Source organism: Desulfurispirillum indicum S5, from assembly GCF_000177635.2.
GTDB classification, from domain to species: Bacteria; Chrysiogenota; Chrysiogenetes; order Chrysiogenales; family Chrysiogenaceae; genus Desulfurispirillum; species Desulfurispirillum indicum.
This window is the reverse complement of the sequence record NC_014836.1, coordinates 1275866-1291936: the sequence shown is the minus strand read 5'-3', so window position 1 is coordinate 1291936 and position 16071 is coordinate 1275866. Positions and strand designations below refer to the sequence as shown.

Here is a 16071-nt window from a genome sequence, read left to right as displayed (position 1 = left end):
CTTTACGGCTGCTCAGGCTTGTCGGGGGTATTCAGGCGATAGCGCAGGTTTCGTTCGCTGATGCCGAGCACTTCAGCCGTTTTGCGGCGGTGGCCATCCATGGTCTCCAGGGTCTCCTGAATAAACAGATCCTGCAGCTGCTGCAGAGTCATCCCCACAAAGGGTTTCAGGCTGGGGAGCTCGCCATCATGGGCGACCGGGCCGCTGTCCTTGAGGCTGGCCGGCAGATCGTGAATTTCTATGATATCCCCCATGGCCATGACCAGGGAAGACTCGATGATATTGCCCAGTTCCCGGATATTCCCCGGATAGGAATAGCTCATCAGCCGTGCTTCCGCAGCGCGGCTGAAGCGCTTGGGGCAGGTACCCTGCTCCTGGCAGAATTTCTCCACCAGAAACTTCGTCAGCATGGGAATATCCTCAGTGCGTTCGCGAAGCGGTGGCAGATGCAGATGAATGACATTGATGCGGAAATACAGATCCTCGCGAAAGCTGTTTTCGCGGACGGCTTTCAGCAGATCGCGATTGGTGGCCGTAATGACCCGCACATCCAGGGCGATGGTCCTGTTGGAGCCCAGCCGTGAGATCTCCCGCTTCTGCAGCACGCGCAGCAGCTTGGCCTGCAGTGGCGGAGACATTTCGCCAATCTCATCGAGAAAAATGGTTCCACCCTGCGCCACTTCGAAGCGGCCCTGTCGCGAACCGCTGGCTCCGGTGAAAGCCCCCTTTTCGTATCCGAACAGTTCACTTTCCAGCAGCTGTTCGGGAATGGCGGCACAGTTCAGCACCTCGAAGGGCTCCTTGGCCCGTTTGCCGGAATAATGAATGGCACGGGCCACCAGCTCTTTGCCTGTACCACTCTCCCCGGTAATAAGCACCGTCGAGGAGACATCCTTGACCTTGTCGATCAGGCCATAGATTCTCTGCATGGAATCACTCTTGCCAATAAGCTCTTCGTAGCGGTACTTCTTCTCAAGCTCCTTTGAAAGGTACTCCACCTGGCTGTTCAGCTGCTTATAGTGAAAAGCCCGCTCAATATTAACGATGAGCTCATCGATGTTGATGGGCTTGGTGATATAGGTGAACGCGCCGTTCTGCAGCGCTTTTACTGACGATTCGATGGTGCCGAAGGCCGTGATGATGATGACTTCAATGCCAGGCTGAATCTCCTTGATCTGCTTCAGGACATCAATACCATCGACATTGCCGATTTTGAGATCCAGCAGACAGATATGAAAGAGCTCCTGGCGGATCTCCTCCAGGGCCCTGTGGGGCTCGGTAAAGACACTGACCTCATACTGATCCTCCAGGGCAAAGGAGAGAGAAGCGCCAATGGACGCTTCATCATCCAGTATGAGTATGCGATTCATGGGAGTCATGGTACCTCGCATTTGCGGTTTCGCGCCCGTTCACTCTCAGGGCCGCCTGTGCATTCTCACTGGGTTTGGTACCCCACGCCTCGCCTGCTCGCTGGACAGGTTCAGAGCTGTCAGCCCGTGCTGGCCCAGGTAGGGTGCAGACTGTCAGGCTGCTGTTGCGGGGATGCGTACATGTCATTATAACGCAGAATCAAAATATACCGAAATAACCGTGCCAAATTTCTGGTTGCTGGAGATATGCAGTTCACCACGGTTCTCCTTGATCAGCTGATCGGCAATGGGTATACCCAGTCCGGTGCCCTTGGGTTTGGTGGTAAAAAAGGGTTCCAGGGCCTTCACGCGGCCATCCTCATCCATGCCGATTCCATCATCAACGATCTGGATACAGACCCGATCAGCCTTATCGCGGGTTCTCAGGGTGATGTGCAGGGGCTCGTCACTCTTGAGGCGCTTCTCTTCCAGGGCGTCCAGGGCATTAATCAGAAAGTTGATGACCACCTGCTTGATCTGATTGTGATCGACGCAGATCTGGCGATGGGACTGATAATCGCGCAACAGGGCAAAGCCCTTGTTCATGACGCTGCGTTCGAAGAGAATATAACACTCATCCAGAATGGTGCTGGCGGCAATGGTCTCGAATATCTGCTGCCGTGGACGGGCGTAATTAATCAGTCCTTCGATGAGCTGATTGACCCGCGTGATCTCACGGGGCACGTAGGTGGATATTTCCTTCTGGAAACGCTCATTATGGAGCTTGGTGGGAATAAGTTCCACGAATGTCTTGATGGAACTCAAAGGGTTGCGTATTTCATGGGCGATGCCGGCCACTACGCGGCTTAAGGCCTTGCTCTTCTCCTGCTCAAAAAGCTTCTTGCGCAGCTCCGTCTCTTCGGTCACATCCTCGAAAGTCAGGATGAGTCCGTTGATGTGCTGCTCAAAACTGAAGAGGGGATAGACATAGTAGCGCAGCTGGTAGAGGGTTTCCGGGTCACGCTCCCACTCTTTTGTTTCACCGAGATAGTAGTTTTTCCGGCCACTGAGAACCTCATCAGCCTTGTTCTTCAGCAGCTCACTGATCAGCTGCACCCGGGAATAGTGCTCCCCCAGGGGCAGTTCCCTGAGCCCCACGATTACCGATGCCTTCTGGTTGAATTTGGTGATCAGTCCTTCACGATTCAGGGTGACGATGCCCCGGGGGCTGCTGTCGATAATCTGTCGCAGGAACTCGACATTATTTCTGGTCAGTTCAACCTGTTCGACGAGGGACGCGTTCAGATGGCTGAGATCACGGGTCTTGCGATCCACTTCCTTCTTCAGCTGTCGATTCCAACGGGCTCCCACCAGGAAGAGGATCAGAAAGACCGCGATGAGGGCCAGGGTGATTTTCACGACCACCAGCAGCGTTCCCGAGGCAAACTCCTGCGGTGTTTTGAACCATTTCTGGTACATATCCCCATACTCACCCGTCGACTTGACATGCCGTATACCGCTGTTGAGGGTATGCAGCAGGCGATAGTTGTCTTTGGATACGGCAAAGGAGTAGTCCAGCGGCATAAGATAGGTGCGCGCGAAGCTGTAGCGATCTTCCAGGTGGTGTTGTTCCAGATAGTGCTCCGCGATGGCGACATCGCCCACAAACACATCGGCCCGGCCGAGCAGGAACGCTTCGATGGCGGCACGCTGGCTGCCGGCAACCTGGTAGTGAATCCGCCGGATATTCTTCAGGAAATCATACTCAATGGTGTGACTCTGCAGGGCAACCAGCGTCTCGGAAAGATCCGTCACCGCATCGATGCCATGCCTGTCTGCAGGAGTGAGGATGCCAACGGAAGTCGAATAGAATGGCTCGGAAAAATCCATGAGCTCCGCGTAGCTGCGCGAGAAAGGGATGCTGACGATGATGTCAACCTGCTGTTCCCGGATGGCCTCAATGGCACGGGATCTGGCCATGGGCACATACTGCAGCCTGATATGGTGCAGGGCGGCAATGCGGTCGAGAACTTCGATGGCAAAACCGGCTGGCACCCCTTCCTGCGCGGCATTCAGGGGGGCCAGATCCGGTTCATAGGCGACGATGAGGGTCTGATGGGCGTATTCATGACGGGGCTCGCCAAAGGATGTTCCCACGAAGAACGCCATCAGCACAAAGACATACAAACAACGCACGGCAGAAAGTTCCCTTTCCATAAAGAGCCAGTGGTGGCGCCAGCTTCTTGCCCACCGGCACCCCCGCTGGCATAACGGTGAAGAGTGTCCTCAGGCCTCCGCAACGGCTTCCTTCGACCGATTCAGGGTGGGCTGGTTGATTCCGCCCTCGCGCCTGGCTTTACGCCACTGAATGAAGATCGTCAGTAATACGATGCTGAAGCCGAGGATATCCTGAAGAATATTCGGGTTCATGAACAGCAGGGCTCCACCGAAGAGCACCACCCGCAACAGGGTATTGATACGGGTCAGGAAGTATCCTTCCGCCGCAGTCCCCAGCATGACCACGCCCACAATGGAGGTGGCGGTAACCATCAGTCCTTCCAGCAAAGTGGTGTTGATCAGCAGCAACGAGCTGTTATACACGAAAATATAGGGAACAATAAAGCCGGCGATAGAGAGCTTCATGGACATGAAGCCAGTCTTCATCTGATCCCCGCCCGAGATTCCCGCTGCGGCAAACGATGCCAGCGCCACGGGAGGCGTTATATTGGCGAAGATACCGAAGTAGAAGACAAACAGGTGAGCCACCAGGGGCTCAATGCCAATGGCCACAAGAGCCGGTGCCGCCATGGTCGCCGTGATGATGTAGGTGGGAATACTGGGCAGACCCATGCCGAGGACGATACAGGCAATCATGGTAAATACCAGGGTCAGGAAAAGGGACTCTCCACCCAGCAGCACAATGCCGTTCGCCAGCTTCAGTCCGAATCCGGTAAGCGTCGCCACTCCCACGATCAGGCCGACACAGGCACAGGCGATGGCGACGGGAACCACGGAACGCGCGCCGTTTTCCAGGGCTTCCAGAATGTCCTTCAGGCCCAGGCGCGTGGTCTGGCGCAGCATGGCCACTGCCACCGTTACCAGAATCGTCAGAAATGCGGAGTAAATGATTGTTTTCCCCGTAAAGAAGAGCATGAAAATCAGGAAGAACAGAGGTATCAGCAGGTGTCCGCGTTCCTTGAGCACTTCCATGACCCGGGGCAGATTCTCGCGGGAGATACCCTGCAGACCATCCTTGGTGGCACGCAGGTGAATCTGCACGATAACCCCGAGATAGAAGAGCAGGGCGGGCAGCAGGGCGGCAATGGCGATATCGCGATAGGGCACCCCCAGAACCTCGGCCATGATGAAAGCGGCTGCCCCCATGATCGGCGGCAGAATCTGCCCCCCCACACTGGCCGAAGCCTCTACGGCGCCGGCAAATTCACGGTTATAGCCAACCCGCTTCATAAGAGGAATGGTGAAGGAGCCCGTTGTCACCACATTGGCAACGGCCGCTCCATTGATACTTCCCAGAAAGCCACTGGAGATAACGGCAACTTTTGCCGGTCCGCCCCGGGACTGTCCGGCAATGGCCAGGGCAAGGTCATTAAAGAGCTGGCCCATCCCCGATTTCGCCAGGAAGGCGCCAAAGAGGATAAAGAGAAAGATATAGGTGGCTGAAACACCGATGGCAGTTCCGTAGACGCCTTCGGTGGTCACATACATAAAGTTGACAATATCTTCCCACAGGTAACCCCGGTGACGGAATATACCGGAAAACTGTCGTCCGAACAGGCCGTACAGCAAAAAGGTGGCGGCCAGCACAGGCAGAGCCCAGCCGGTCACCCGCCGCGCGCCTTCCAGCACCAGCACCACCAGAATTCCGCCGAAAAGCAGATCCCACTGGTTGGGCATGCCACCGCGCATATAGATGGCCGTATGCTCGAACATGATATAGATGGTGGTACTGAAGGCCATCAGCGCCAGTACCGCGTCATACCAGTGCAGCTTGTCACGCCGCAGCTTGCGGGAAGCGGGGTAGAGTAGAAAAATGAGCCCCAGCACCACTGCCACGTGCAGCGAGCGGTGAATCAGTGTCACCGGTGTGCCGAAGTAAGAGGTATAGAGGTGGTAGAGGGAGAGCGTGATCGCCAGGGCGGAGACGATCAGGGTAATGGGCTTGGAACTGAAGGTGCGAAAGCGCGATTCGTTATCATATTTCTCGAGAACTTCCTGCAGCTTCGAGTCAGGCTGTTGTGTTTCTTTACTCATTGGGATCACCTTGATTGTATGGAGAGTCTGAGCGGTTCATGGTGGGGGAGGTCGTCACGGTCCAGCAGAATCCGTTGATTCAGAAGGACATGGTATTCGGCATCGAATGAGTGGATCCACTGGAGAAAGTCGAGCTGTAAATCAAATCCCGTGCAGACCACCTGCCCACCATTCACCGAACAGTTTCCACTCTGATGGGGAACACCCGCCCCATAAGAGAAAAAGCGCGTCTGCGTCAGCACAAGTGTTCCATCGATCTGCACCTGGTAGGTTTCCATCCAGGGGGTCAGTTCCACCGAATGAATCCAGGCAAGCGTGATTTCATCATCGGGCTCCACCGGGGCGTGGAAGTGGACCTCATGGCTGCGTGCGTGGCGTATTTCCAGCACGAGTCCCTCGGCGCTGACCGTGGAAACGGCGAGAAACAGCAACAGCAGCAGACGCACCATAAACACCACCAGAGTACCTCCCGAAATGCGGGGCGCCCCCAAGGGCACCCCTGGTTTCACCTTGATTTATTTCAACACACCGACTTCGCGGAAATAGCGCTCGGCACCAGGATGGAAGGGCACCGGCATGCCGTCGGCAACTGCCTCCAGCTTGATGTTACGCGCGGCGTTATGGGCTCCGTACAGGGTGTCCAGATTTTCAAACAATGATTTGGTGATATGATAGACCACATCGTCGGAGAGGCGATGGTTGACCAGCATGACGTTGGTGATGGTTGCAGTCTGCACATCATTTTTATCGTTGTAGGTTCCGCCGGGAATAATGCCTGCGGCAAAGAAAGGGTAATTTTTGGTGAGGTAGGCAAGCGCGTCATTGTCAATGGGAATGATCTTGGCCTCATGGGTGGTGGAGAGATCAATGACCGTCGCATTGGGAATTCCGCTGGTGACAAAGGCCGCGTCAATCATGCCGTTTTTGATCTGATCAACCGCTTCGCTGTAGGAGAGGTAATCCTGACGGATGTTATCATAGCTCATGCCATGGGCTTCCAGGATCAGACGGGCGTTCAACTCAACCCCGGAGTTGGCGGCACCCACGCCCACACGGCGGCCTTCCAGATCACGCACAGAGTTGATGCCGGTGCGCGTCGTGGTCACCAGCTGCACATAGTTGGGGTAGAGGGCCGTCAGGCCACGCAGATCCTTGTTACCGGGACGACCTTCAAAGGCGCCGATTCCCTCATAGGCCTGAGCCACAGCGTCGCCCATGACGATGGCCAGTTCAACACGGTTTCGATTCAGCAGGTTGATGTTTTCCACAGAGGCTCCCGTGGACTGGACAGAGGTGTCCACTTTCAGGTCACGGGCGATAATATTGGCTACCGCTCCGCCGATGGGATAGTAAACTCCGGAAGTACCGCCAGTGGCGATGGTGATAAACAGGTTTCTGTCAAACTGCTGGGCAGCAGCACTCACGGCCAGAACCGCCAGGGAAAGAAAAATACTCAGGGATACCAGGATCTTCTTCATGGAAAGCCTCCTCAAATGTTGGATGCCACGGTACATGAGCAATACCTGTACCACTTGAGTTGAGTGCTTGCAAAACAGTGTTTTCGGGGGACAACTTCACCTTATCCCCAACGAAGAGACCGCCCCACAGGCGGCAGAATCTGCCGCCTGTGGCAAATCCTGCCGCCTACGACTCGGCCGCCGTGCTCTGCCACTGCAGGTAGGCTTTAATAAATTCATCCAGAGCGCCGTCGAGAACCGCTTCCGCGTTGCCGGTTTCGTGACGGGTGCGCAGGTCCTTGACCATTTTATAGGGGTGCAGGACATAGCTGCGAATCTGGCTGCCCCAGGCGATATCCATCTTGCTGTCCTCCACTTCCCGCAGCCCCTGCCGCTTCTTCTCCAGCTCCAGCTCATAGAGCTTGGCCCGCAGCATCTTCATGGCCTGTTCCTTGTTCTGGTGCTGCGAGCGTTCGCTCTGACACTGGGTGACCACGCCAGTGGGCGTATGGGTAATGCGCACGGCGGAATCCGTGGTATTGACGTGCTGTCCGCCAGCGCCACTGGAGCGGTATGTATCGATACGCAGGTCGCTCTCCCTGATGTCCACTTCAATGGAGTCGTCGATCTCGGGACTGACAAAAACAGACGTAAACGAGGTGTGACGGCGTGCGTTGGAATCAAACGGCGATATACGCACCAGGCGGTGAACACCCGTTTCCGATTTGAGGTTTCCATAGGCGTAGAGGCCTTCAATAAACAGCGTTACGCTCTTGATACCGGCTTCCTCGCCCTCCTGGTATTCCATGATGGTGACCTTGAACTTGCGCTTTTCCGCCCAACGGGTGTACATGCGCATAAGCATACTCCCCCAGTCCTGGCTTTCCGTTCCTCCGGCGCCAGCGTTGATGGTCAGGTAGGCGTTGGAAGGGTCGTGTTCATCGGAGAGCAGCACTGTCAACTCGTAGTCGGCAACGAGTTTTTCCAGTTTCGCGAGATTCTGCGTCAGCTCGTCGACGTTACTCTCGTCCTCCTGGCAGAATTCGTGGAGTACCTTGACATCTTCCAGCAGACGGTGAATCTCGTTAAAGTCGGCCAGGGCATCCTTGAGCATTTTGTCTTCGCGCAGGATACCCTGCGCCTGCTGGGGATCATTCCACAGTGTAGGGTCTTCGATCATGGGAACCAGTTCGGCCAGACGCTCCTCTTTGGCAGGAACGTCAAAGACACCTCCGGAAAAACTCGACCTTTTCCTCCATGGCATCTATGCGGGGCTGAAAATCGATAATCATGGCGCTATCTCCTTTTTCATAAGTGATTTTTGAATATAATTCAGAGAGTCAATGCGAGCGACCCTGGCCAGGGGCAGATAGACCGCAGCCGCAACGCCCAGGTAGAGAACCACCCGCAGGCCTGTGCCCGCGTCCAGCCAGGGCAACAGCGCGAACTTCATCACCAGCAGGACGGCGCCAAGCATACCACTGACCAGCAGAATTCTCCAGGTCTCGCCATTGAACAGGCGCACATCAGTCATCCCCCGCTGACGGGCAATATGCCACAGATAGAGGAAGTTCCCCCAGCTGGCCGCAGAGGTGGCCAGCGCCAGTCCGGCGTGCCCCAGGGGATACATCAGAGCGAGATTCAGGAGGATATTGACCAGCATGGCCCAGGCAGCTGCCTTCAGTGGGGTCTTACTGTCTTCCAGGGAGTAGAAGAGCGAAACCACCAGCTTGACCAGAGCAAAGGCCAGCAAACCAAGGGAGTAGGCCGCCAGGGCCATGTAGGTCATCAACGCGTCGTACTCAGTGAACTCACCCCGCTGAAAGAGCAGGCGGATAATATCATCACCGGCGATCACCAGCCCCACAATGCACGGCAGAGTGATAAAGTTGATCAGGTCTATCCCGCGACGCAGCAGGCCGTTGAGCTCGCCGCTATTCCTGTCAACAACACTGCGGCTCAATCCGGGCAGAATCGCCGTGGATACAGCCACACCAAACACACCCAGGGGAAACTGCACCAGACGGTTGGCATAGTACAGGAAGCTGACACTGCCGGCCACCAGGTAACTGGCGATGATGGAATCGACGGTGGTGTTCACCTGGGCCACGGCAAGGCCGATCACCCCAGGCCCCATCAGGGTGACAATCTGCACGATGCGGGGATCGCGGAAATCCAGACGAAAGCGCAGCCGGTAGCGCAGGCGATAGAGGCTTGGGATCTGCATGAGAAACTGCAGAAGGCCGCCGATGGTCACACCAATGCCAAGGGCGTATATGGATTGATCAAAGGCGTAGTAGCCGATGATCGCCGCCACGATAATGGCGAGGTTAAAAGCAAATGAGGTAAAGGACGCGATAAAGAATTTCCCCTTGGTATTCAGCACCGCCATCACGGTGGTCGCCATGCCGATAAAGAAGAGAAAGGGAAACATGATGCGGGTCAGCAGCACCGTCATCTCATGCTTGCCCTCAACCAGGCCAAAACCGGGAGCCATGACCCAGACCAGCAAGGGCGCGGCAATCACACCAACCAGCGTCACTCCTGCCAGCACCACGCTCAGCAGGCTGAGCACTTTCTGGAAGAGCTCGTTGCCCTGTTCGTCACCATCACTTTTCACGGTTTTGGAGAGGATGGAAACAAAAGAGGCCGAAAGGGCTCCCTCGGCAAAAAGCCGCCTGAGCAGCGAAGGAATGCTGAAGGCAATGAAAAAGGCATCGGCGCGATGGCCTGCGCCAAAAAACATGGCGATGACCATATCGCGGACAAAACCCACTATGCGGCTGAGAAATGTGGCGGAAGCGAATGAGGCCACTGCGCGGGCCAGAAGACGACTTTCTCCCTGCTGGGACATGCGTGATCCTTCATACTGTTCTCGCCTGCCCGTAAAAGGGGAGCAGGCACCGCGGCCACCCGTGAACGGACAGCAGCTGAACATCATAGTGGGCTGAACACAAAAAAGCCACAGCATTGTCGACATGACAATGCTGTGGCAGGGAAAATTGTGTCTTCAGACAGATTTGGTGCAGTCCGGGCAGATACCGGAGAACTCCAGACGATGCTCACTGATGGAGAAACCGGTTCGCGACTCCACCTGGTCGTGCAGATGATCGTAGGTGTCGAACTCCACATCGTCGATGCGGCCACACTGAATGCAGCGCACATGGTAGTGGGGTTCCACCGTCCCGTCGTAACGGGACTGGCCTTTGCCATAGTTCATCTCCAGCACCAGGCCTTCCTGCTGCAGGGTGTTCAGATTACGGTACACCGTCCCCAGACTGACATTGGGTATGATCTTCCGAACCTGGTTGTAAATCCACTCCGCCGATGGATGCTGTTTGGTGCTGCGCAGCACATCGAGGATAACCCGGCGCTGCTGTGTCATCTTCATGCCCTTGTCGCGCAGAGAAGAGGTAATTTCCGAAATACTCTTTTTATGTGTCTGCATACTTCACCCCGCAGTGGAATTTTCTGTGCTGCTTGTTAACTTTGCGAGTCATTATTGATTCTGCCATTTTTTTTCTTAACTTACAATACCATACTTTTCCGATAGATAAAAAAAGACGGGGTCTGGAACCAGGTAGCGCAGTGGCCGATTCTCCAGCAGCGCGTTGCGAATATAGGTACTGGAGATCTCAAGCTCAGGCATGGGAATAAGATAGCAGGATTTAGCGGTATCCTCCAGGTCAGAGGTAATGTGCGATCGGTACCAGGGTGGCAGGTGCTCAGCAATGGAGTCCAGACTGATGCTGCCCGGGCGGCTGGCAACGGCGAAGCGCAGATTCCTGAGCAGGTACTCACTGTCCTGCCAGTTCGTTATGGTGGAAAAGATATCCGCGCCGGTGATAAAGCAGTAGTTGCGCGGGTTCTCCAGATTGCGGATGGTGTCGGCGGTATAACTGTACCCGGAACGCTCGATCTCCATGGTGGAGATAAAAAAACGTGGATTGTCCTCCACGGCCAGATGCAGCATATGCAGCCGCTCAATGGAGTCCATGACATCCACTTCTTTATGGGCAGGCTTATTGGAGGGCAGAAACATGACCTTTTCCAGACGCAGGGTGTGCATCACGTATTCAGCCAGAAAGAGATGTCCGTTGTGAATCGGGCTGAATACGCCCCCCAGTATACCGATCATCGGATCTGTCCACTCCCGCTGACAATATACTTGGTAGTGGTCAGCTCGCGCACACCCATGGGGCCTCGACAGTGCAGCTTCTGAGTGGAAATGCCGATTTCCGCCCCCATGCCGAACTGGCCACCATCGGTAAAGCGGGTAGAGGCGTTGACATAAACGGCAGCGGCATCCACGATCTTCTGAAAGAGTCCGGCCGCGTGGTAGTTCTCGGTGACAATGGCTTCCGAATGACCTGTGCCATGCTGCTGGATGTGCTCAACTGCCTGTTCCAGCGAATCAACCACGCGCAGATTCATGATGAGATCCAGGTACTCGGTGTCCCAGTCCTCCGCCTTTGCCGCCACGATGCCCGCATCGGGACACAGTTTTATGCTGGCTTCACAGCCACGGATCTCCACTTTTTTCCTTGTCATCTCCTTACAGAGAAGGGGCAGAATCGCTGGTGCTATGGACTGATGCACCAGCAGCGTTTCCATGGCATTGCAGACGCCAGGTCGCTGAGTTTTGGCGTTGACAGCAATCCTGATGGCCATGTCCATATCCGCATACTGGTCGATGTACACATGGCACAAACCCTTATCGTGTTTGACCACAGGAATGCGCGAATGCTCAGTCACGTAATTGATGAGCCCTTCGCCGCCACGGGGTACCACCAGGTCGATACTGCTGGTCATGCGCAGCAGATCCTCCATAATGGCGCGATCCGCATCCTCCACCATGGTGACAACCTGGGCGGGTAGCTTCATTTCCGACAGGGCATGCTTCAGGGCACGGCCAATGGCCGTCACTGAGTGAATGGATTCCTTACCACCACGCAGAATACTGGCGTTACCCGACTTCACGCAGAGGGCGGCGGCATCGCTGGCCACATTGGGCCTTGATTCAAATATAACCATCACCACGCCAATGGGCACGCGAACCTTGGTAAGTTCCAGCCCATTATCCAGGACACGGTGGTCAAACTTCTCCCCAACGGGATCGGGCATATCGGCAATCTGGCGCACCGAGTCTGCCATGTCTTCAATGCGTTCGGGATTCAGCAGCAGTCGGTCGAGCATGGCATTGGAGAGCCCACTCTTGCGCCCATTGACCATATCCTGCTGGTTGCTTTCCAGAATAGCGTCGCTGTGGGCAATAAGCTGATCGGCCATTTTATGGAGCAGCGTCCTTTTTTGCGCGCTGCCCAGTTGAGCCAGGGCGAATCTGGCACTTTTCGCATCACTGGCGTAATTGATGGCAAGCTGGTTCATGGCGTTCTCCTTGATTTACGCATTGTAAAGGACCATGTTGTCGCGGTGAACGAGGTCATCGTGATTGGTATACCCTAAAACCTGCTCTATTTCAGTAGATTTTTTCCCTTTGATACGGACGATCTCATCGGAACTGTAAAGGGCCAGGCCCTTGGCAACTGCCACGCCATCTGCGCCTACAATGTCCACACAGTCTCCACGCTCAAAGCGCCCCTGCACCCCTGTCACCCCGATGGGCAGCAGGCTGGCGTCCTTGCGGGTCAGCGCCTGCCTGGCTCCGTCATCGATAACCAGCTTTCCCTTGCTGGTGAGGGACTGCAGTATCCAGCGTTTTTTAGCGGAGACCGCGTCAATGGAAGGCTCAAAGAGCGTCCCCCGGGTCTTCCCCTTCATCAGACGCCGCAGAGCGTGGTTGCCTCTGCCACAGCCGATAATCATGTGAATGCCGGCATTCATGCAGATTTTCGCCGCCTGCATTTTGGTGATCATGCCACCAGTACCGACACTGGAGAGGCTGTTACCCGCCATCTTCTCCACCTGCTCATCAATACTGGTCACCAGCGCAATGTGCGTGGCGCCGGGTTCAAGCTGTGGGTTGGCAGTATAGAGGCCATCGATATCACTGAGGATAATATTGACATCGGCGTTCACCACCCCGGCAACCATGGCCGAGAGAGAGTCATTGTCACCGAAACGGATTTCATCGGTGGCCACGGTGTCATTTTCATTGACTATGGGAATGACACCCAGATCAAAGAGCGCCATAAAGGTATTGTGGGAATTGAGATACCGTTTGCGGTTTTCCAGATCACCCCTGGTCAGCAGCACCTGGGCTACAGGAATATTATAGACGCGAAATGCCCGTTCATACTCCCACATCAGCCCCAGCTGCCCGACAGCGGCGTAGGCCTGCTTCAGGGGAAGGGCCTTGGGCCGGGCGGGAGTGGCGAGTTTGACCATGGCCGTGGCAATGGAGCCCGAGGTGACAATGACCACTTTTTTTCCGGCCTGGCGCAGTTCGTGAATATCCTCCGCCAGTGTGTACAGGAAGGGCAGGTCAAGGCCGGTGCCACGCACCAGCACGTTGCTGCCTACCTTGATGACAATACACTGAGCCTCCTGGATGACCTGAACGAGCGAACTTGCAGACATGGCTTCTTCCTTGGAATACGTCAATTGAGAAACAGCCGGCGCGTGAAGATTCTCAGCAGCCTCCGGGTACGCCTCCATCAGTTTGGCGCAACAGCGACAAAAAAAGCAACTCTCTTTTTGGGAGAGTTGCTTGATTGATGAATGGCTGGGGTGCGAGGATTCGAACCTCGGAATGGCGGTACCAAAAACCGCTGCCTTACCGCTTGGCTACACCCCAAGAGTCTGCCGTGTTTTGTGCAACGGCGATAATGAATACGTCAATGCGAACCAAATGTCAACAGAAAATTCTGAACCCCGGCACCAGCACCCCCAAATAGCGCATATGCAAGAGTTGCAGACTCACTGCAGCAGGTGCTGAAACTGTGGAAACTCGCGAATATGACGCAGGCGCTCACCGGAATTCACCCCATACTGCAGCGCGAAGCGTCTGCCACTGAAAGTGCCCTCCATGGGAACCTGCAGAATCCGCAGGTGCAGCAGCTCATCGGCGGCAGCACAGTACAGCTCACCATCCTCAAACAGCAGGCTGCCGGGAACCCCATCGCTGGCCCGACCTGTCAGATCGGCCTCGACAATTTCGATATTTTTGTCGCGAAACATGGTCTGGGCGTAATGGAAGGGGTTACAGGCCCGAACCAGCGCCTCAATACCGCGCGCGCCTTCATTGAAGTCGATGAAGATATCACCCAGCGTCACCTTGCCGTAGTAACGGCCCTTGCCCTGGGGAGTGCGAGGCAGCGGCCCCCTGTTCATCAGAGCCATCAGCTGCTGCACAACCGCCGGTGCCAGCTCGCACACTTTCTGCACATAGGTACCCTGAGTCTCCAGGGGACTGAGGGAGAAGGGCACCTGCAGCACCAGATCGCCACTGTCCCAGCGCGAAGTCATGTAATGCAGACACAGAGCCGAAGACTCAGCGCCATGGCGCAGAGGCCAGAACCAGGCATTGGCAGTACGAAAGGCTGGCAGAGGCGCCGGGTGAAAGTTCACCGAGCCATGGCGGGCCATGGAGAGAATATGATCGGGCACCAGATGGGAAAAGATGATGGAAAAGAGATAATCAGGGGAAAAATCGCGCAGGGCGTCAAGCAGTACGGGATCATCCATGTCGTGAAAAATGAGCTGCTGCACCGCGATTTCGTGCATGCCATAACTTGCAAACAGTTCACGATCGCACTCGGGACACAGCAGTAGAATGTCCATACCGCGCTGCTGCAGCTCCAGCACACAGCGCCGCGTAAACTCGGAGTAGCCAAAAACCACAATTTTCATTAAGGTACCCATTCCCACAGAATATACCGAGTATAGGAGCACCACCCATGGCGAACAAGCAAAAGTTGCGCCCCCTCCACCCCTCAGCACTGAGTCTGCCCTTTCTTTTCCTGCTGAGCTCCCTGTACATCGGCTGGATTCTCCTCGGTTCCGTCAACTTTCTCTACCCCCAATGGTACAGCCTCCTGCACATCGAGGCCCACATCCAGGAGTACGCCCCGCAGAATATCCACGGCAAGGGGAACTTTGCCCACACCGCCACCGCAGAGCACTTTCGCCTGTTCCAGCAGATCGTCCACGGCATCCATGGGCGAAGCGACCTCGCCACCATCACCTATCATGCCCCTGATGGCCGGAAACTCGGAACCCTGTTGAGCGCCGATGAAGTCACCCACCTGCAGGATGTCGCCCATATCGTCACCCTGCTCACCCGCGTCGGGGCAACCTGCCTGATCCTGACACTGCTCCTGGCACTGCTGCTGTGGCACCGGCGCAGCAGACTGCTGCACCCCCTGCGCGCCACCGCCCTGCTCGGCATCACCGCACTGTGTATCAGTCTCGGCGTGTATATCCTCGGCCCCGTCAGGGTCTTCTACCAGCTCCACGACTGGTTCTTCCCCCCCGATAACCCCTGGTTTTTTTACTACCAGGAGTCCCTGATGACCACCCTCATGAAGGCCCCGGACATATTCGGTGCCATAGCAGTCAGCTGGCTCCTGTTGAGCGTCTTCATTGCCGCCACTGCCTACAGCGGCCTGTGGTATATGCTCGGACGGCGCTGAAGCCACACCACAGCCAACGTATTTTCAATTGACAAAAAACTACCATGCCGCTACATTTCACAACCGTTAACAGGCTGCGTGTTTTATGGTATTTCAGCACACGGTCAGGCACCATCCAGAAGCCCGGATGGCGGAACTGGTAGACGCACCGGACTCAAAATCCGGCGGTAGCAATATCGTGCGAGTTCGATTCTCGCTCCGGGCACCAACATATCCTTTACACGAAAGCCTGAAAGCTCCTCGCCTTTCAGGCTTTTCCCACTTGGATCTGAAGTTTCGCATCTTGTCGTCTTGGATAAGATATTATGGTCCCGATGTTGAGCACGCAGAAGCCGTATGTATTTTGCATGTTTGACTCATCTGGCATTCCATTTTTCGTTCCTGGGTATTGTCCTTTTT

Annotated in this window: 13 protein-coding genes and 2 tRNA genes; 2 read left to right on the top strand and 13 right to left on the bottom strand. The window is 55.6% G+C overall.

All coding sequences use genetic code 11. The features are described 5' to 3' along the window. Window positions 1-2: 2 nt before the first annotated feature. From SELIN_RS06095 to SELIN_RS06035, 13 genes are all read right to left on the bottom strand, one after another. Window positions 3-1379 carry a sigma-54-dependent transcriptional regulator gene (locus SELIN_RS06095; protein WP_013505789.1) on the bottom strand — a complete coding sequence of 459 codons (1377 nt, stop codon included), beginning with the start codon at window positions 1377-1379 and terminating at the stop codon, window positions 3-5. A gap of 177 nt (window positions 1380-1556) precedes the next feature. Next, entirely contained in the window at window positions 1557-3545 is a 1989-nt protein-coding gene (locus SELIN_RS06090; RefSeq protein WP_013505788.1) for a transporter substrate-binding domain-containing protein, read from the bottom strand. Window positions 3546-3635: 90 nt separating this feature from the next. Then, window positions 3636-5621 (bottom strand): TRAP transporter permease, encoded by a 1986-nt coding sequence (locus SELIN_RS06085; RefSeq protein ID WP_013505787.1) that lies wholly within the window; start codon window positions 5619-5621, stop codon window positions 3636-3638. A 5-nt stretch (window positions 5622-5626) separates the two neighbouring features. After that, the gene (locus SELIN_RS13860; RefSeq protein WP_156788032.1) at window positions 5627-6070 is read right to left on the bottom strand and encodes a DUF1850 domain-containing protein; all 444 of its coding nucleotides are present in this window, start codon (window positions 6068-6070) and stop codon (window positions 5627-5629) included. A 66-nt stretch (window positions 6071-6136) separates the two neighbouring features. Continuing rightward, window positions 6137-7099, bottom strand: coding sequence for a TAXI family TRAP transporter solute-binding subunit (locus SELIN_RS06075; RefSeq protein WP_013505785.1), 963 nt, complete (start codon window positions 7097-7099; stop codon window positions 6137-6139). A gap of 166 nt (window positions 7100-7265) precedes the next feature. After that, window positions 7266-8370 (bottom strand): peptide chain release factor 2 gene (gene prfB / locus SELIN_RS06070; protein WP_013505784.1). Its coding sequence is split into 2 segments (ribosomal slippage): window positions 7266-8300 and window positions 8302-8370, totalling 1104 coding nucleotides; the frame shifts between segments, so codons are not numbered across the junction. Next, on the bottom strand, window positions 8367-9932 hold the full coding sequence (gene murJ, locus SELIN_RS06065) for a murein biosynthesis integral membrane protein MurJ (protein ID WP_013505783.1): 1566 nt from the start codon (window positions 9930-9932) through the stop codon (window positions 8367-8369). The genes prfB and murJ overlap by 4 nt, the downstream gene beginning before the upstream one ends. Window positions 9933-10088: 156 nt before the next feature. Next, a complete protein-coding gene (locus SELIN_RS06060; protein WP_013505782.1) occupies window positions 10089-10526 on the bottom strand; it encodes a Fur family transcriptional regulator in 438 nt (145 codons plus the stop codon). A 75-nt stretch (window positions 10527-10601) separates the two neighbouring features. Further along, window positions 10602-11216: a nicotinate-nucleotide adenylyltransferase gene (gene nadD / locus SELIN_RS06055; protein WP_013505781.1), complete on the bottom strand. Its 615-nt coding sequence runs from the start codon at window positions 11214-11216 to the stop codon at window positions 10602-10604. After that, the gene (locus tag SELIN_RS06050) at window positions 11213-12466 is read right to left on the bottom strand and encodes a glutamate-5-semialdehyde dehydrogenase (protein ID WP_013505780.1); all 1254 of its coding nucleotides are present in this window, start codon (window positions 12464-12466) and stop codon (window positions 11213-11215) included. Before SELIN_RS06050 ends, nadD begins: the two co-directional genes overlap by 4 nt. Before the next feature lie 15 nt (window positions 12467-12481). Then, window positions 12482-13618, bottom strand: a complete 1137-nt coding sequence (gene proB / locus SELIN_RS06045; RefSeq protein WP_013505779.1) for a glutamate 5-kinase — start codon at window positions 13616-13618, stop codon at window positions 12482-12484. 142 nt (window positions 13619-13760) lie between these two features. After that, window positions 13761-13835, bottom strand: a tRNA-Gln gene (locus SELIN_RS06040). Window positions 13836-13957: 122 nt separating this feature from the next. After that, window positions 13958-14890, bottom strand: a complete 933-nt coding sequence (locus SELIN_RS06035; RefSeq protein ID WP_013505778.1) for a methionyl-tRNA formyltransferase — start codon at window positions 14888-14890, stop codon at window positions 13958-13960. Between the two features lie 47 nt (window positions 14891-14937). Here SELIN_RS06035 and SELIN_RS06030 point away from each other — a divergent pair, with 47 nt between their 5' ends. Together SELIN_RS06030 and SELIN_RS06025 are read left to right on the top strand one after the other, a co-directional pair. Then, window positions 14938-15672 carry a lipoprotein intramolecular transacylase Lit gene (locus SELIN_RS06030; RefSeq protein ID WP_013505777.1) on the top strand — a complete coding sequence of 245 codons (735 nt, stop codon included), beginning with the start codon at window positions 14938-14940 and terminating at the stop codon, window positions 15670-15672. Between the two features lie 121 nt (window positions 15673-15793). Next, window positions 15794-15880 (top strand) — tRNA-Leu (locus tag SELIN_RS06025). Window positions 15881-16071 lie beyond the last annotated feature (191 nt).

Excerpts from the sequence above, each read along its gene's own strand:
- SELIN_RS06030 (WP_013505777.1), top strand. The coding sequence starts at position 14,938 with ATGGCGAACAAGCAAAAGTTGCGCCCCCTCCACCCCTCAGCACTGAGT.
- SELIN_RS06035 (WP_013505778.1), bottom strand. The coding sequence starts at position 14,890 with ATGAAAATTGTGGTTTTTGGCTACTCCGAGTTTACGCGGCGCTGTGTG.
- SELIN_RS13860 (WP_156788032.1), bottom strand. The coding sequence starts at position 6,070 with ATGGTGCGTCTGCTGCTGTTGCTGTTTCTCGCCGTTTCCACGGTCAGC.
- SELIN_RS06075 (WP_013505785.1), bottom strand. The coding sequence starts at position 7,099 with ATGAAGAAGATCCTGGTATCCCTGAGTATTTTTCTTTCCCTGGCGGTT.
- murJ (WP_013505783.1), bottom strand. The coding sequence starts at position 9,932 with ATGTCCCAGCAGGGAGAAAGTCGTCTTCTGGCCCGCGCAGTGGCCTCA.
- proB (WP_013505779.1), bottom strand. The coding sequence starts at position 13,618 with ATGTCTGCAAGTTCGCTCGTTCAGGTCATCCAGGAGGCTCAGTGTATT.
- SELIN_RS06060 (WP_013505782.1), bottom strand. The coding sequence starts at position 10,526 with ATGCAGACACATAAAAAGAGTATTTCGGAAATTACCTCTTCTCTGCGC.
- SELIN_RS06095 (WP_013505789.1), bottom strand. The coding sequence starts at position 1,379 with ATGACTCCCATGAATCGCATACTCATACTGGATGATGAAGCGTCCATT.
- SELIN_RS06085 (WP_013505787.1), bottom strand. The coding sequence starts at position 5,621 with ATGAGTAAAGAAACACAACAGCCTGACTCGAAGCTGCAGGAAGTTCTC.
- SELIN_RS06050 (WP_013505780.1), bottom strand. The coding sequence starts at position 12,466 with ATGAACCAGCTTGCCATCAATTACGCCAGTGATGCGAAAAGTGCCAGA.
- nadD (WP_013505781.1), bottom strand. The coding sequence starts at position 11,216 with ATGATCGGTATACTGGGGGGCGTATTCAGCCCGATTCACAACGGACAT.